Source organism: Vibrio pacinii DSM 19139 (genome assembly GCF_000711795.1).
GTDB lineage: Bacteria > Pseudomonadota > Gammaproteobacteria > Enterobacterales > Vibrionaceae > Vibrio > Vibrio pacinii.
Map to the genome: position 1 here is coordinate 269733 of NZ_JONH01000001.1, position 17436 is coordinate 287168.

6 protein-coding genes and 1 other RNA gene are annotated in these 17436 nt (G+C 44.0%); 1 reads left to right on the plus strand and 6 read right to left on the minus strand.

All coding sequences use genetic code 11. From position 1 onward, the window contains the following. Positions 1–165 precede the first annotated feature (165 nt). Positions 166–2898 (plus strand): nitrate- and nitrite sensing domain-containing protein, encoded by a 2733-nt coding sequence (locus BS19_RS19585; protein WP_051686466.1) that lies wholly within the window; start codon positions 166–168, stop codon positions 2896–2898. 153 nt (positions 2899–3051) lie between these two features. Here BS19_RS19585 and BS19_RS01160 read toward each other — a convergent pair whose 3' ends face one another. The 6 genes from BS19_RS01160 to BS19_RS01185 form a co-directional block, all read right to left on the minus strand. Further along, on the minus strand, positions 3052–3351 hold the full coding sequence (locus BS19_RS01160; RefSeq protein ID WP_038172817.1) for a hypothetical protein: 300 nt from the start codon (positions 3349–3351) through the stop codon (positions 3052–3054). Positions 3352–3468: 117 nt separating this feature from the next. Further along, a complete protein-coding gene (locus tag BS19_RS01165) occupies positions 3469–4308 on the minus strand; it encodes an REP-associated tyrosine transposase (protein ID WP_038172819.1) in 840 nt (279 codons plus the stop codon). A gap of 412 nt (positions 4309–4720) precedes the next feature. Next, complete coding sequence (locus tag BS19_RS01175; RefSeq protein WP_051686467.1) at positions 4721–13153, minus strand: two-partner secretion domain-containing protein; 8433 nt, start codon at positions 13151–13153, stop codon at positions 4721–4723. A gap of 18 nt (positions 13154–13171) precedes the next feature. Next, a complete protein-coding gene (locus BS19_RS01180) occupies positions 13172–14854 on the minus strand; it encodes a ShlB/FhaC/HecB family hemolysin secretion/activation protein (RefSeq protein ID WP_051686468.1) in 1683 nt (560 codons plus the stop codon). 309 nt (positions 14855–15163) lie between these two features. Continuing rightward, an RNA gene (gene ffs, locus BS19_RS19685) (signal recognition particle sRNA small type) lies at positions 15164–15260 on the minus strand. A 127-nt stretch (positions 15261–15387) separates the two neighbouring features. Further along, positions 15388–17397, minus strand: coding sequence for a GGDEF domain-containing protein (locus BS19_RS01185; protein ID WP_038172823.1), 2010 nt, complete (start codon positions 17395–17397; stop codon positions 15388–15390). Positions 17398–17436: the final 39 nt, after the last annotated feature.

Here is a 17436-nt window from a genome sequence, read left to right on the forward strand (position 1 = left end):
TAAACCGTTTCCACCACAAAGCAAAATACAAGACCTGAGCCTTTTTGTGCCGCCTTTTGAGATTAAACTTATTTTTTTGAGGCAGTCGGAGTAGCTTCGACATACAGGTAAAGTACTAATTTTCCCCTATACTTTTTGGGTAGATGGTTTTCCAGTGACTTATGAATGTATAAAACAATCCGCTCCAAAATATCTCTTATTGTGCTGAACGTTGTTGTTGTGGTGTTATTGTTTGCAGCAAGTGTTTCTAAAGATGTCTTACAATCGATTCGCAATGCAGAAACGGTTGCTTCTCTGGTTGAGTTGACCGCATCCAGCAGTGATCTTATACACGAAATTCAAAAAGAGCGTGGGCTTTCGGCAGGCTTTTTAGGCTCCAGTACGGGCGAGTTTCAAGATCGCCTTGCGTCCCAGTATCGTCTGACTGATGAGAAATTAGCAGTACTAAAACGCTTTGTGAGCGATCGCGACAGCGAGTTTAGTCAGTTTCCAGAAATTGGCGTGGCGTTGAGATCGTTTGAGGTCGCCTCTTTAGCCATTGTCAATGTGCGCAAACAGTTGCTAAATCGCGAGCTATCTTTAACGCAAACCTTAGACTTTTATACCGAACTTAATAGTCTGCTACTGACGGTACCTACGATTACCGCGAAACAATCAAGTGATGCCCAGGTAAACCGAATGTTGGCAGCCCTACTGTATTTTATGCAAGGTAAAGAGCATGCAGGGATCGAGCGAGCAGTGTTAAGTAATACCTTCGCTCAAGGCGCGTTTTCTTTGGGCAGATACGAACATTTCCTCAGCTTATTGAGCCAGCAAGCTACCCACTTCGCGACATTTCAGAACTACGCAAGCCCTGATGCCAATCGCCGCTTCGACATTATTCTGCTATCGCAGGCATCGCAGATGGTCGAGCAGTATCGACAAAGCGCGTTGTCAGGGCGCTTGGAAAAAAATTCCAGAGACTGGTTTGACGCCGCGACGGTCAGGATTGATCTTCTCCACGAGGAGGAGTTGCTAAACATCAATAAGTTGCTCAGCCTGTCACAAAGTATGATAACAGATGCCCAGCGTAGTTTATGGCTGCTGGTTTTGGTGGTGGTGGTGGTGGTCTCAGTCACCTTCTTTGTGAGTGTTCGTCTACTTAATACTATCAACAGACAAGTGGCATCTGTCCATGACACCATCACCAAAGCCGCAAGCAATGACCTATCGGCGCGTTGTGAGGTAGTGAGCTCAGATGAGCTAGGCAGCATTGCGAAACAACTTAATGATCTGTTGGAAGAGTTGCAAACTTCACAGCAGCAACTGTTAGGAAAGGAAACCGAAAACCGACTGCTTGCACAAGTTGCCAAACACATCCGAGATTCTGTGCTGTTCACTGACGAGCGCCTCAATATTACCTGGGTCAACCGAGCATTTGAGCAGCGTGTGAACCGCACACACAAGGAACTGGTTAGCCAGAACTACATTGATACCATTGGGCCGCAACAACAACAAACCATCGAACAATTACACGCTGCCATCAACACGAAGCAATACCAACGTATTAAACTACTCAGAGACGAGCAGTCCGACCCTCCTACCTGGAGCGAAATCTCTATCGTACCAATTTACGATCATGCTCGAAGCCTGGAGGAGTTTATTGTCGTAGAACATGATATTTCGGAGAGTGTCGAATTAGCAAATCGATTGACGCAAAATGTAGAAAAAGCCGAAGCCGCCGTGCGCGCCAAAGCCAATTTCCTTTCTACAATGAGTCATGAAATACGAACGCCGATGAATGGGGTGCTTGGATTGGCGAAAATCATTCAGCAAGAAACCTTAGAGCCTAAAATTCAAGAGCACGCCAACATCATATTAGAATCTGGTCAGCACCTACTCTCTTTGCTAAATGATGTACTCGACTACTCGAAGATAGAAGAGAATAAACTCGGTATCTCGCCCGAATGGTTTAATGTCGAGCAGATGTTACAGCCTGTGATCGTGCCGTTATCGCAACTTACCACGGACAAGAAAATCGACTTAGAAACCATCAATAATGTCCCGTCAGATGTCAGGGTTTGGGCAGATAAATCAAGACTGACCCAAATCCTGTATAACTTGACTGGCAACGCGGTCAAGTTTACCTCACAAGGCAGCGTAAAGGTTTATGTTCAGTTGAATTTCGCGATGAACCATCTGGTGCTCTCCGTGATCGATACCGGGCTCGGTATTCCCGAAGATAAACAAGCATTTATTTTTAACTCATTTGAGCAAGCAGACTCCTCTACCACTAGGCGATTTGGAGGAACAGGCTTGGGCTTGGCCATTGTGAGTAGACTGGTTGGCTTAATGCATGGCCAAGTCTTTCTTAAGAGTAGCGAAGAGAATGGTTCAACATTCACTGTGACCGTGCCCGTTAAGTGGGAGTCCGTCAAGGGCAACTCTGACGTCGACTCTGTCAAACACGACAGTGTCGAGTGTTTAACCGACCTGGATGTGTTGATCGTCGACGACAACCGGGTAAACGGTATTGTGGCCAAGAGCTTCTGTGAGAAGTTTGGTTTTCATGTAGAGCTTGCTGAAAACGGCACAATCGCGATCGATATGTTGGAGAAAAAAACCTTCGATCTGGTATTAATGGACAACCATATGCCAGAGATCAGCGGTATCGAAGCCACGCGCTTGATTCGAGAAAAGTTACACAGCGATGTGGTCATTTTCGCGTATACCGCAGATGTATTTGACGAGCCGCACCGAGACTTTTTGCAGGCAGGGGCCAATGCAGTGTTAACTAAGCCACTGCAAGAACAAAGTTTCAAAGATGCGTTAATGGATAACTTTGACAACTTTTGTCGTGCAATTGACGATTCGGTGCAATTTGAAGAGTCTCAGGTATCCAATGCAAACGATAGATAGTTCAAACTGACTCAAAAGAGTTAAGTCGCTCTGCAATGCTAAAGGCCTTTGGCGATGACCCTCAAGGTATACTTGTGTTTGTGCAAACCATCAGCGACGAGTTGAGCAAGGCGTAGCTGCGCTGTTTGATAGCCACAACAACAATTGGTGAATTTAATCGAGCTGAGTATCGTAACTGATTTGCTTGTCTACGTTCTTAAATTGGACCCCAACCTTATTAAACGCCTTTTGGATAGTTGTTGAGACATGCTGCGGCCCTTCTCCCACTAAAAAGTTTGCTCTATCTTGATTCGTGTCGAATACACAGACAATTTTCAAGCTCTGTGGAAAAGAAGAGTATTTGACCGTATGAGTCACCCAAAGGAAACCATCGTAGCCTTTTAACGTATCTTCACAAACTTCGGTTAACACTTCTCTAATTTGATTTTCGGTCTTCTTATCTGATTTACGCATCAAGCAAACTCCCTATTTAACACCTTTAATAAAGATTTTCGGTCAACATTGTTAACAATATTGGCCATTATGACTGTTTCAAATGCAAAGTAACTATATTAAGGGTCACTCGCGGGGTCAGGTCTTGCCTTTTGACACTATCCGGCTGATTCTTGAATAGTGCAAGCCAAAATACTGACCCAATTGCTTTTGGGTGTACCCACCACTACTAAAGGCAGCTTCTATAGCTTCATTGCGTGTCTCATAGCGCATTAAGTATTGATCTAGGGGGAGTGGTTTTGGTCTTCTTTGATTGGCTGGAATTTCTTTTATATCACCTTCATCTATGTTCGATTTATTCAGACGCTCACTAATAAAATCGTCATTGCCCAAAAATACTTGTTGGCGCAAGTTATCCCATAACGGTTTATCAATCCCAGACAGAACAAACTCTTGGTACTTTAGCCTAGCGGACTTCTTTTGCTTACCAAATAACAACAGTGTTTGCTCAACTGAAAGCCAAGTTGGTGCCTCTTTAGAGCCCATTAAAAAAGGCCAACTGCTCCATTCATATTCCGAGGGGCAATCCACCATATGAGCGCGAACGGGGTTTAACACTATATATCTCCCCACTTCAAGCAAGTAAGAGTTTTTGTCGACCAAGATGGCTTTGTATCTCCCTTGATACAAGTGCCCGACACGCTGGTGTTTGCGATTAAATTTTTGGGTATATACGCCATTCAGTTGCCTCATCCCTTTGCTTAAGTTGCCATCGGGCGTTTCTACCAACAAGTGATAGTGATTAGTCATCAAACAATAGCTGTGTATGACCCAGTTGAATCGTTCGCACACCTGATCTAAGACTTCAATAAACAACGCAAAGTCTTGCTCATCTAAATAAATCGGCTGTCTGGCATTACCTCGTGAGGTGACATGATACAAAGCACCTGCATATTCTATCCGTAGTGGTCTACTCACTTTTCTTCCCTAAACAAAAATAGCCTAGCTAAAAGCTAGACCATTCTCTTCAAAAAGCAAAAGGCAAGACCTGACCCCATTAGTTCACTCGTTTTCTTCTTTTTATACAATCGTACAATAATAATAGACTGCTAAAGACGAAACACAGATGAGAAATCTAATGAACTGTGAACCATGGCTATCTGTATCATAATCATGTGTAGCGACACCTATTGGTAATGTTTTATTAAATAAAAAGCAAAATGTTATCAATATACAATATAAAGACACAAAGTGCTTAAGCGTTACATAGCCAACAGTCTCTATTTTCCAATATATAAAAGAAAACCATACTACCACTAAAGCTAATATAATCATCAACTTGGAAATTTCACTAAAAACTTTATCAGGCCATAATATTTTTAAAATCAATTTATTCATCTTTAAACACCTTTATTTTGCTGTCCTCAGGAATACTCCTGTTAACATCATCAAGTATTCCAGATGCAGATATGTACGATTGCAACTTATCGGCTTTGAGAGGTACTAAATTGTCTCGAAGCATAATATTGACTAACTTTGTCGTACTAAAATCTAATGCTTCTTTTGCTACTTGTTCTTTTAAAACAGCACTTCCAACTGATGTTGCCATTCCCACGTAATCAATGGTTTTAAACACGACCGTTCCTGCTCTAGCTGGCAAAGCTGCATAAGTAGCCATTGTTGCCGCATCATCTAGCGCCTTAGCACTTGTCGCATCTATAAACGCATCGCTGGCAGCATTTTTCACCATATTACTATTGGTAGCTACGCACCCAGCAGTAGCACATGGATAATAACTTACGGCGAATGTTTTGCCATCTACCGTTTGTGGTCGTATGTAAGCTCCCGACGCTGGATCAATTGGTCTACCGGTAAGATAATCAATGACAATTTTATTCGTTTCTGGAATTTTAAAGAAGCTATAACCTAAGTCCTTATCCAATAGGTATTGTTTCGCCGAGTCGTTCAATGGGATAGCTCTCATATCCTGAACGATGTAATGACCTTTTCCTGTTCCGTCTTGCCCTACGATCAACTTACCATCACTATTATCAACGAAACTCTTATCGTTTACTTTGGATGCATCTACAACGTAAGGTGATACGCCTGCATCATACTTTTCATTTTCCTGAGCTTTGGTGTGGCGCATTACATTACGAATTTCTTCCGCTGTATATTTTCCATTGCTCTCGGAGGCTAGAGTATTAGCCAATTCGTATTCACGCTTACTCAAGAACCGATTGTCAACAGTCACCCCTAGAGTATTGTGCTCTATCGCCGAGTTGATATTGTTTAACCAGACCAATGGTGAACTGTCATTACCAATATGTTGGTTTACATCACCAGACTTATATTCACCAAGCCCATAGTTGTCCAAAACAAACTTAAAGGTATCCTCAGCATAGTTACCAACTAGACCCGTATACTGCTCTTCAAACTTGCCTTTATCTCCAATTCGCCCTTGATTAATAGCAGCGTGGGTTCCTTCATGTACTATGGTGTTCGCAGCATCTGCACCATTGGCGGTCTCAGCATCATTCAACTCGACTGTGGTCTTTCCATTTTGAACCAGATGACTACCTTTAGAGCCACTTTTAATCGCCACAACCCGTGCTTCATCAATAGTAATGCCCATCACAGCCGCATAGGCCTGTATGTAAACCTTTGTGGCATATTGTTTAGCTTCAGCATTCGCTAAATCAAGGTTATTCAATATCTGCGCAGCTTCAGGGCTTTCTAGCGCTATCTTCTTTTGGATGTCTAACTCTTTTTGCAGTACATCCATATGTTCGAAGGTGTCTGATACTTCAACCGATTCATCAGTGACGACATCAGCAATTGCGTTCCCAGCCAAATGTGTCCGCTTAACATCTTCTTTTATCTGCGCCCTCCCACCTTCGGTCAGCAGACGGTGATCAACAGTAACATCTATATCCCCCTGCTTACGGTCAACAGTAAACAGGTCCTTTTCTGTATGCTCGGTGTCGCGATTTAAGCGTGAGGTGTCGTCGGAGTTTTCTGAGTCCGCGATGGTTAACTGACCTTGTCCTATGGTCGCTAGGGTCTTGGATTTGCTATAACCAGATGTATTTTTGTATTGAACAGACGTTGAATTATTGGTTGAATCCAGTTCACCGTCATTTACTCCGACACTCGTGTTTAACCCCATGCTTCTATTTTGGTTGTAACTGGTGTTCGAAAGGTCTGCGAAAGTGAGCGATCCCGTAGTCAGGTTCAGCTTTCCGTTATCTTGCCCATTCTCGTCTGTGGTCGCTATCAGCGCCCCTTTCATATCGGTATTGTTTGCAACCGTAATGTCTGCAGAACCACCGGAGTTTAGGCTTGTCAGTACCGTTTGTTTGGTACGTGTTCGTCCATTGGAAGCATTGATACCCGAGCTGCCTCCTGTTAGCTGTACAGCGTCACTCCCCCCTGAAAGAGATAAGCCCCCACTGATACCCGAGCCTTTTTGACTCGAACTATGGCGGTCTTGAACAGACGCAACATTCAAATCACCACCAACATCAACAGTCAAACTTTCATTCGCCGCCACGGTCGCCCCTTTAATATTGGTTTCTTGGTTTGACGTAATGGTTATGTTGTCTGCGTTTAACTGGCTGTTGTTATGGGTAACAGAAGATGAGGTACTTTGATTGCGATCAAAACTGGCATTTAGGTTAATGCCTGAAGACGCGCCATAAACCGTCATTGAAGCGCCGATTTTGCCCGACTGCGTCTCTGATTTACTGTTTTGAGTATCTTGTGAGGAAGTAATGTTGACCTCATTAGCGGCGATTTTTAGGCTGTCGTTCGCCGCTACAACCGAACCGCTAATGTTGGCTTGGTCGCCTTCTTGTTCCCCTGCACGAACAATGACGTTCTGACCACTCAATTGCGAGCCGACCGACTTTGTTTCTTGAGAGTTTGACTTGGTCTTACTCGCTTCAATATCTAAGTGTAAGCCTGCATTAAAACCATACGTTCCAGAACTCTGAGCGGCTGCCGCTGTTCGCTGAACCAAGAGTGTGGTTTTTGAAGCCACATCTTCAGCCGCTAGCGTCACACCTGCCACGTACCAAGCTTCGTCGCTTTTTACTTCGCTGATTAAGTCATTGAGCTCTTCAATATCTTCAAAAGTGACACCTGGCTTTTTGTCTGCGTACTCTTGCTCTAGCGTGCCGAGTGTTGACTCTAAAGAGTCCAAGCCTTTCTTGTATTGTTTGTAGTCTTGTTCTGCTTGTTTAAGCTTTTTGGTTGACTGTTTAAGCGCCATAGCTGCTTTAGCAACTTCTACAGCCTGATGCTGAACAATTAAGCTCGCTTCCGCTTTACCATGAATTTCTTCGCGCTGCTCGCTAAGCGTATCGACAGCCTCTTTGATGGTGACATTGTCTTTGGCCGCTAGGGTTAAATCCCCCATTTGGTCTTGATTGTTGTCTGCGACAAGATTGGACCCTTCAACCAAGATGGACGATTCCGCTTCCATCGTAAGATGATCACCCGCGACAACCTGACTGCCTTGGTGGTTGAGTGCATCACTTTTGTCTTTCACCTTGTCGTAAGAGGCGTCACCCAACGAGATCTTAAGCTGGCCATCTTCAACACTCACTCCCTGAAAACCATCGCCCAATCGGATCGACAGCTTCTCTTCACTGCTCGTGGTCTGGGTAGTTTCTTTCGCGGCAAGAATTTCAACGTCACTGGTATCTGCAACCAAATCAACGTTATTGTTGGCATTAAGCGCCGAGCCAATCACTTGAATTGAACCCGCCTCTACAGTAAGGTTTCCACCAGATTGAACTTGGCTTGCTTGTGCCGTAGACGTCTGTTCTCCCTGGCGTTTTTTCTCCATCTCAAATAGATTACCGCCACTAAGGAAAGAGGTTTTTTCGTCCCACTGCTGGGCTTGCTTGAGGACATCTCCCGCTGCGATAAGCACGTCATTAACAGCATTGAGGTTGACATCGCCGCCACTGCTAACTTCGCTAGCAATCACTCCGATATCACGGCCGGCTGTGACTGTTGTGTTTCCAGAGTTGATGACATAACTGCTGTTGAGCAAGGTTGCATCTTCGAGAGAGCCTTTATTACGACCACTTAAACCACCAAAGCCTTTCTTGATGGTTTCGTGGCGTTCGAACTCTTTGAAGGTTTGGGCGGCGAAATTAACGTCGCCATCAGCCGACAGCTCGACTTCACCACCCGCATTCAGCTCAGAGCCGATGATGTTGATATCACTCTCACCACCAGCAGTAATCGCTGCATCTAAGTTTTGAGCTTTAATAGTAAGGCGATCGCCCGCTTGAATTGAACTGCCTTTGACCGTTTCTTTATAAGTTTCATTGATGGTGGTTTTACTGCGGCCAAAAGACTTTTTAGAGACGGTTTTATCATAATGATATTGGCTGTCGTTAACCGCGAGGATGTTGACATCGCCTTTGGCTGAAAGACTAGCCGTTTGGTCTGCTGCGACCTTGCTGCCTGAAAGAGTAATGTTGTTGTCTGCGTTAATCGAAACACTCTTGCCCTCAATCAGTGAAGCTTGATGTTGAGTACTCCGATTGATTTCGGTGTAGTTTGAGCGGTAGGAATGATCTGATTGTTTATTGAGCGCCGTGTTGACGTTAACGTCGTTTCCCGCAGTAAGGCTTAGAACATCACTCGATTCAATTTGGCTAGACGTGATATTAATATCTCGGCCTGCGATCATTGTTAGGTTTCCGCCTGATGTCATCCTGTTTCCAGTGTTGCTATTGCTTTGTGTTGTATTGCGCCCAAATCTAGTTTTGTATATTTGATACTGCTTTTCTTCCACCGTATCAAAAACAATACTGTCTTTAGCGAAAAGAGTTAAATCGTTTTCAGAACGAACATCTCCACCGTAGCTTCTCACGCTATCTCCTGCTGACAGGTTCAATCCCTCTGTCGCCGAAATCGTCGCTTTGGGCCCTACATCTGTTGTGTGGTAAATAACATTCTGAGCATTCTCGCTTACGATGCTCCCGTGCTTGTCTACAGAGAAGGAGTCAGTCAATGTATTGTTTATTACGTCCCCACTACTACTGACCAAAGATACCTCCCCACCTTTGATCACCCCACTTAAGTTGGTAATGTTCTTATCTGTGACAACCGATACGACATTCCCACCCGTTAAACTCCCCTTATCATTACGTAGTTCATTTGCCGTAATTGTAAGATTGTCTGCGCCAATGGATGCGATTGAACTAAATCGCTCGTTTGTTGCTTGAGCGAGATAAAGCTTAGGCGCTAACACCTTTTTCCCATCAACAAAAATCGGTTCATACCAAACAATGTCATTGGTCAACTTAGCGATCTGCTCTTGCGAAAGGGCAACGCCTACCTGTAAGTTAAGCGATGATTTTTGCACGGCTGCGGCATCAATTAACTGCTGCATTTGGCTAAGATCACTGCCTATTTGATTGTTTAGATAACGTTGCCCTGTGTGCTCAAATATGGCTTGAGTAATAATGCGTGTATCGTAGAAAGCATCACCTAAAAAGGTAATGCCACTTTCAGGATTAAAGCCGACCGACTGCTGAAAATAGTCAGAGCCTAGGTATTGATCCATATTGGTAAGAAGTGGGTTGGTCTCTATGACATACTTAGAATTAGGCTTAGCACTAAAAACGAACAAACCATTGGGATTGCTCGGCAAGAAGTAATCGGAAAAGTTAACCCCGTTGGGGGAATAGGTTTGAAAGCCAACGACCCCAGTACTTTCACCAACACTGATAAGAAGCGGCGTTTTTGTTTTGTTCTGTAGTGATTGTGACGTTTGTTTACCGATTACTGAGTTATCAAACTTACTAATTACGTTTATATCAAGATCATTACTGGCCGAAATAGTCGAATTTAAAACATCACCACTGCCGTTGTTTTCTTTTCGTGCTCTAACTAGTGAATATTCGAATTCGGGGTTGTTTACGTCCCAGTACCAAGGGGATGAATATCGACTTAACTCATAATCAAAATACGTAGTCTCATTGGTTGAACTGTAGCCTTTGTTAGTCAATTTATTTGCGGTAATGACTGTGTTTTGTCCATGCATCAAGCTAGCTCTATTCAACACATCATTTGCGTTAATGAGCACAGATTTACCAGCAAGTATTTGGCTAGCTCTTCCATCATAATTAAGGCTACTTATTGTTTGGTATGCTTTAAACGTAAGTTCACGTTCACCAGTAATTCTGATATGTTTTCTTGATTTCTTATCGCGACCTCCTCCCCCGCCGCCATACTCTTGTTCATAGTATTCATACTCTGGCGCAAATGGAGAAAGGTAGTCGATGACGAACTTCTCAGAGCCATCTGATGGAATGGATGAGCGATAGTCTTTGGTCTCTTGTTTGCTCTCTGCGATGTACTTCATTTCATTTCGAAGTATTCCAGTTGATATCTCGATGTTTCCTTCGCGCGATTGAATAACTCCAGAAGAATTAAGCAAGCTACTACTTTTGGTACCAGCCATGTCTTTCGCCACATGAATGGAGCCTTTTGCAAATATTTCGTTTGAGTTAATGACGGAGTCTGAGAGCAAAGTCAGACTACCTTCTGAATAGAGCGCCCCTGAGTTGGCAATATTCCCATTTACCTCTGCAACCATATCGCCAAACGAATATATACCGCCGAGATTGGTCAAGTAGTTCGCATTCAAACCCATATTATTTAAAGACTGAAACACACCTGAGTTAGACGTATGAGTGGCATCAATCTGCACGCTATCACCCACAACCATACCATCAACATAATTATCAAAAGAGCCCAAGAGATTGAGAGCAATAGAACCATCAGATGAGAAGTTACCTGAGTTTGTTAGATGATTCGCACTAATCTGCAACCGATCGTTGGAATGGATATTTTTGGTCAAGCTAAGGTCGCTGTTAACACTGATGTCTAACGGCCCATCAACCGTGATATCATTTTCTATCGACAGCTCATTGGTGTTAATGCTAACAGCTGCTTCGCCACGAATGTTGCCATCGTGCACATAGTTATCTGTGCGGATGGTGATAGCCTCATTTGCTGCAACACTTCCTTGATTTCGCAACAAGCTAGTCTCGACCTGGATATTGTTAACCGCTTTTATCTTTGCGCCGTTGCCAACATTGACGGCTTGTTGACTCGTGATAATCGCATCATGTTGCGCTTCTATTGTTCCCGATACATGGGTATCTATGCTGTCAATATCTACAGAGTTATTGGCAAATACCTTTCCGTCAATTTCTACTCGTTGCGAATCAATCTGAACATTTCCATCTGCTAACATTTGCCCGTTTTGAACCAGCAACGTCGCCGTTAGCTGTACACTTTGTGCCTCAGTAGTTCCTCCAAGCTCGACTGTTTCAGCGTTTACTTCAACAATGCCATTTGAAAGCATATTCCCAGTTTGGTGGTAAGACTGGCTATCACTTTTAAAACCATCACTCGCCTTAACCACAGCATTGGTATCCAAGTTAACGGCGTTATCTACGTTTGCGACGAACGTGTTTGTGCGAACTTCAGAGTCTAGGTGTAAATTTGTCGCGTCAAAATCAGTACTCTTTGCGAACAACAGCCCCTCACCCTGAATAGAAATGTCGTCACCTTTAACAATCAAATCATTGGAAGATGCGACTTCACCGGATACGGATACCGTCTCGATCCCCTCAAGGTTAATATTAAGTGCGCCAAACGAACTATTGCTATCTACAGATAAGTTTGAAACCTGTGTAGCTAAGTTTCCCTGAGCTACAACGTCGCTGCCTTGCACCGATAAAATTTTAGCATCTGCAACAAAGCGAGCACTCGCGTCACCAGTACCCCCTGCTTTAACGGTTGCATTTGACACGTGTATCGCTTCTTGTGAACTAACATTAATATCTTTTTTGGCAATAACATTCTGTTCTAACCAGATGCTTTCACCACTAGTGAGTGACATTGACTTCTGGCTAACCGCATTCGACAATTGAATTGTTCCATCAGCCGTCAGAACAATATCACCTTGCGAAGCCGAGAGGTTACCAACATTAACCCCAACGCCTTCTTCGGTGGCGACCAATGAAATGCGACCTGCGTACATGCCGCCGAGCGACGATGAATCAATCGCTAGTGCAGGAGCGGTGCCGGAGCTTGGCTGTTTAGACGTCGTTTTGTTGGTTTGGTATTCGACTTGATTGACACCCGTGATAATCGCTAAGTCATTGGCATGAATGTCTGCGTTAATTTGCGCGGTACGACTGATGATATCGAAATAGGTTTGATTGGTCGCATCTAATCCTAGCCCTTCAATGGTCACGCTCCCTTCAGCAACATCAAACCCACTCACTAAGCCATTATCAAGCTCTGGTGTCCCCGTCGATAATGTCACGCGTGGGGTATTGATAAAGCCACACCCATCACAAGTAATACCGTAAGGGTTGGCCAGAATAACGTTGGCTTGTTGTCCAAAGACTTCGGTATACCCTTCGAGCTGGCTTCGGTTGGCTCCGGTGACTTCGTTTAGGATCACGCCGGCCGCTTTGCCATTGAGGTTGCTATTGCCCTGTAAAATGCCTCCCAACTGAGAGCGCGCCAACGCTTCAGTCGAGTTGTTCAAAATCAACCCTGAAGGGTCAACGTCGAACTGTTGATATTTGTTGTGAGACAAACCTTTGCTATTGGGCGTTGCAATATTCACGACTTCAACGTCATTACCTGCGGAAGTGACATTAGTATTGCCTGAACTACCGTCAACCTTGACGTTTGCCAATACAGGTTGCAAGCTGATAACACCACATAAAGTATAGGTGAGGCAGATTTTGCCTAGAGTAAGGGATTTATTCATATAGCCAACTGATTATTTTTATATTTTGATATCAACGCGGTAATAAACAACAAAGTCGTCGCTATTTAGTCGAGACGGCGCCGTGATGGGCGCGCCTAGCATTAGAGAGCTCGATAGATGTTTTTGTGAGGTTGTTAAGGCGAGGCTGGTGCCCATTAACGAGCCGCCTTCGTATTGATCTGACGAGTCTTTAGCAATACTTCCGGTATCAAGCCCTAGTTGTGCCGAAACCAACCCGATATAGGGCCACTGTCCTAGCCTGTACGTCACATCATTGCGCCAGTAATAACCCTCATCACCAGAGAGCGACGTGCCTTTAAAGCCACGCACTGAATACTGACCGCCAATACTGACTCTCTCACTGCCATATAAGGTGTTATTCGTCCACTGACCAAACAGCGTTGAAGTCAGAGTCATGTTAGGTGTCACTGGATAGGTATAGCTCCCTGTCAGGGTGCTCTTTCTAAACTGGGCTTTCGCCATATTTGAATCGCTAGACAGGTTCTCTTCACCACCAAACCAATCTGTTCCTAGCGATAGCATTGGAGACACCGTCAGGAAGCCGCCGCCTAGTCGCATACTGTGTTCCCAAGCAAGAGTCAGTGCAGACAGATTTCGTGAGCTCGCATCGACTAAAGTGCCGAGGATATAATTTTTTTCGCGGCGATGGCTTGCGGTGAGTTTTAACGCCGATTTACTGGTTCCGTCTCGGAAAACCAACCACTTTGCGTCCAAATAGTGGCTATTGGTTCTGCCGGTAAAATCAAAGCTAAAACCAGAGTTGGAAAAGGTGGTTTTGTAGGTGCTATAAGATGTTCTGTAACCTAGGTTCCAATAACCGACTGGAACATCGACGCCAAGATATAGACTATCTGATTGTTTCGAATCGATAAAAGCCGCGTTTTGAGTGGCAGAGAGCGTCCATTTATCCAGCCATTTGAATAGATTTTCTACAGAGGCGTTGATGGTTATTTGATCCTCGCCTGTCGACTTTTGACCGCTGTTACTTAAGCCAAAATTTAAAGAGCCTAAACGACCTTCTTGGGTTTGAAGATCCACCACAGAGTAACCTTGCTTTTTGGAGGGCAAGAGTTTGATCTTTGCGTCATAGCGAGATAATCGGTTGATCTGATCCAACCCCTGCTCGATGGCTCTTAGGTTTAATACCGAGTCTTCAATGTTCGGGAACGCCATCACTAACCATGGAAGCGACTCACCATTCCAAAGCACCTTCTCCACTTTTCCCTCTAAAATCACAATGTTTAGCACTCCACTGGAGAGATCTTGAGGGGTCATGAAGGCTCGAGAGGTCACGTAGCCGGCCTCCATATAATGATTCGAAACCAGACGCAGGTATTCATTGATATCGGAGAGCGACAGGCATCCAGGTTTAAACCCAGCGACTTTCTGTAGTTCCATGCCGTCAAACAAGGTATTCCCAGAAAACGTTATTGCTTCAACCTGAGCGCAACCTTCCTCAGGTTCAGGTTCGGAGCCAGGTATAGGCTGCAAAGGGGTAAGGTTTTTTAGTGATTGATTGCTACTCTCCAAAGACTCGAGCAGTTTTTGCTGCTTATTTTCAATATCTTGGGTCGCGAGTGGACCTGTAGGGAGAGTATTGGCCAGCGAATCACTAACCCGACCGAAACATAAAAAAATACCAATGAACACAAACCACTTGGTGGGCACAAACCACTGCATCTCAACAACCACTGACAATTAATAAGACATTCATCCCATAAATGGATGAAATTTGGCAAATAATTACCACAAATGGGACAAATAATCACCAAGGTATAATTCAAGAAAAACATTTCCTGAACAAATATCACAACGCAGAAGTATTATAGTTACAAATCAATCAGATATATTGTTTGACTTTGGTTTTTTATCGTATTTATCACTATAAAAAGAGATAGATATATTCTCAGGAATGGAGCTTGGGTGAAAAGCAGTGGTAAAAATAGAATACGAAAAAGCCCGCTAAAAAGCGGGCTTTCAAATGGGTGGAAGCCCCAGCCACATCCCGGCACACAAGTCACTCGCTGCGGCTGCTTCCTTCCGGACCTGACCGAGTTCACGAGTTATTGTTGCGGGAGGACCAGGGCCTCCATAGATTCTGTTTTCTTAGCATGGCTAAGAAGTGTGGGGATTATCAGCCATACTCGGCTCTATTTCAAGCCCTCAAAGCAATAAAGTCTACCTTTTCTATTCAACTGCTTAGTCAATAACCGTTATCGTAGGTAATGGACGATTTTCTCATCACCTGACATCGCGAGCGGCTCCCCTCTTGAGTCTTGTTTATGTCGATACATCGCTTCATCCGCTTCATTCAAAACTTCTTGCAAGCTCATAAAACTGGCCCTCGGCATAGAAACACCTATCGCAATCGAGATATTGAAACAAAGCTGACCATCGTCTGAAGCAAAAGGAATTAACTGTAGCTTGCTGGATAAGTCATTGGCTCGAGTTTGGTTGACTTTGCCAATTAAAATAAATTCATCGCCACCGATCCTAAAGCTATGTCCGTGCCACACACGCTCAATGTAAGTCGCAACACTTTTAAGCACTTGGTCACCAATCTCATGGCCATAGGTATCGTTGATATGCTTGAAACGATTCACATCAAGATAGATCACCGTGTCATCAGCGTTCACGCCACTACGGTATTTTTGATGCATTGAGCGACGATTTTTCATTCGCGTCAGCGGATCAGTATTGGACTGACTATGTAAATACATCGCGACCACAATCAAAAACCCGAGCACTAACATAAATAGAATTTGGCGTTGGCGTGAGAAGGCCTGCTCCGCTTGTAAGGTTGCTTTCCAATTGGGATGATAATCGTACCTATCAATAATTTGCTCGATATCGATAATTTTTATCGCGCGACTAAACAGGGGTGCCAAAGCTTCTCCAACACGGTTTTTAGCAAAGCCAATCGCAATATTTGACTGGTAAAAGTGACCAATCGACACATCTTCTTCAAGTGGAATGATGTCGCCTGATTCACGCATCATTTTATTGAAGTTGGCGCGACTGATCGCCATATAACTGATTTCACCGCTAAGTAGCGCATTGTACATTTGCGCAGTACTGGAATAAGACTTAAGTTGTTTATTAGGTAATAGCTGCGACAATAGTGCTTCAAAAAAGTCATCTTTCATCACCCCAATCTGTTCAACGATCAATTCTGACACATTACTGTACACGCCATTCTTATAGCCTTCGCGCTTAATCATGATCGCTTTGGGGAAGTAGTAAGGGTTACTAAACTCGATTAATGCTTTTCGCTGCTCAGAAATAACGATTGGGCCAAGAATGTCGATACGCTTTTCAATTAGATCACTGTACATACTTTCCCAAGTTTCGTCGGCAGTACTTACAATGTCACAGTTGAGAAGTAGAATGTCACAGGCTTGCAGAACCACATCGGCGCTAATGCCTTTAATCTCACCATTACTTTGATACTCGGCATATTGACCAACATTATGCAGTTTGACTCGATACTGACGGTTAATATTAAGCTCACTGTCGATGACCGACTGTCTCAACGCTTGTTGCCGGATCTCAAACTGATACGCTTTAACAGATTCACGCAACATTTTTTGCATTTCGGCACTGTGCACGTATTCAACAATATTCGTCAGTAACGCTTGATGTTGGTGCTTTGGCACAATGATAGAAACTGGCTTTATCGACAGTTGATGATTGAGTAACTGAGCATCAAACCCTGCCATCAACATCGGCTTAAGCTGGTTTATGGCATCAATGACACCGTCTACCATTCTTGATTCAATCAAGTCTCTGGCTTGTTGATGACCGCTATATTCTATTTGCTTAATATGGGGGAAATTAGCTTTAACCAAATCGGCGTAAATAGTCCCTTTCGGCACACCAATAACATGCGCTGTGTCAAGCGTTGCTTCGGTCACACTATATAGGTAGGTATATTCAATGTTAGTGGGGCTAGAAAAATCAAAGCGCGTAGCACGTTGGTCTGTATAAGTGACGTTAGCGGCAAAATCACTTTCTCCACGTTCAACTGCATTTAAGATCGCATCAAAACTTGGATAGTAGATGTACTCAACATTCAGATCAAAATGTTCAGCCACCTCATCAAACAGAATCCGCGTGACGATATCGTCAGCCTCTATCCCTACTTTGTAAGTCATGCTTGCGTAAGAGCAAGGAAGCAGGATAAAGGAGAGAAGAAACCCAATCGTCCGCCAAAAAAGAGCCATCGTACTGTCGTCCTGTTTGAATGATTATTTAGCCCTGTT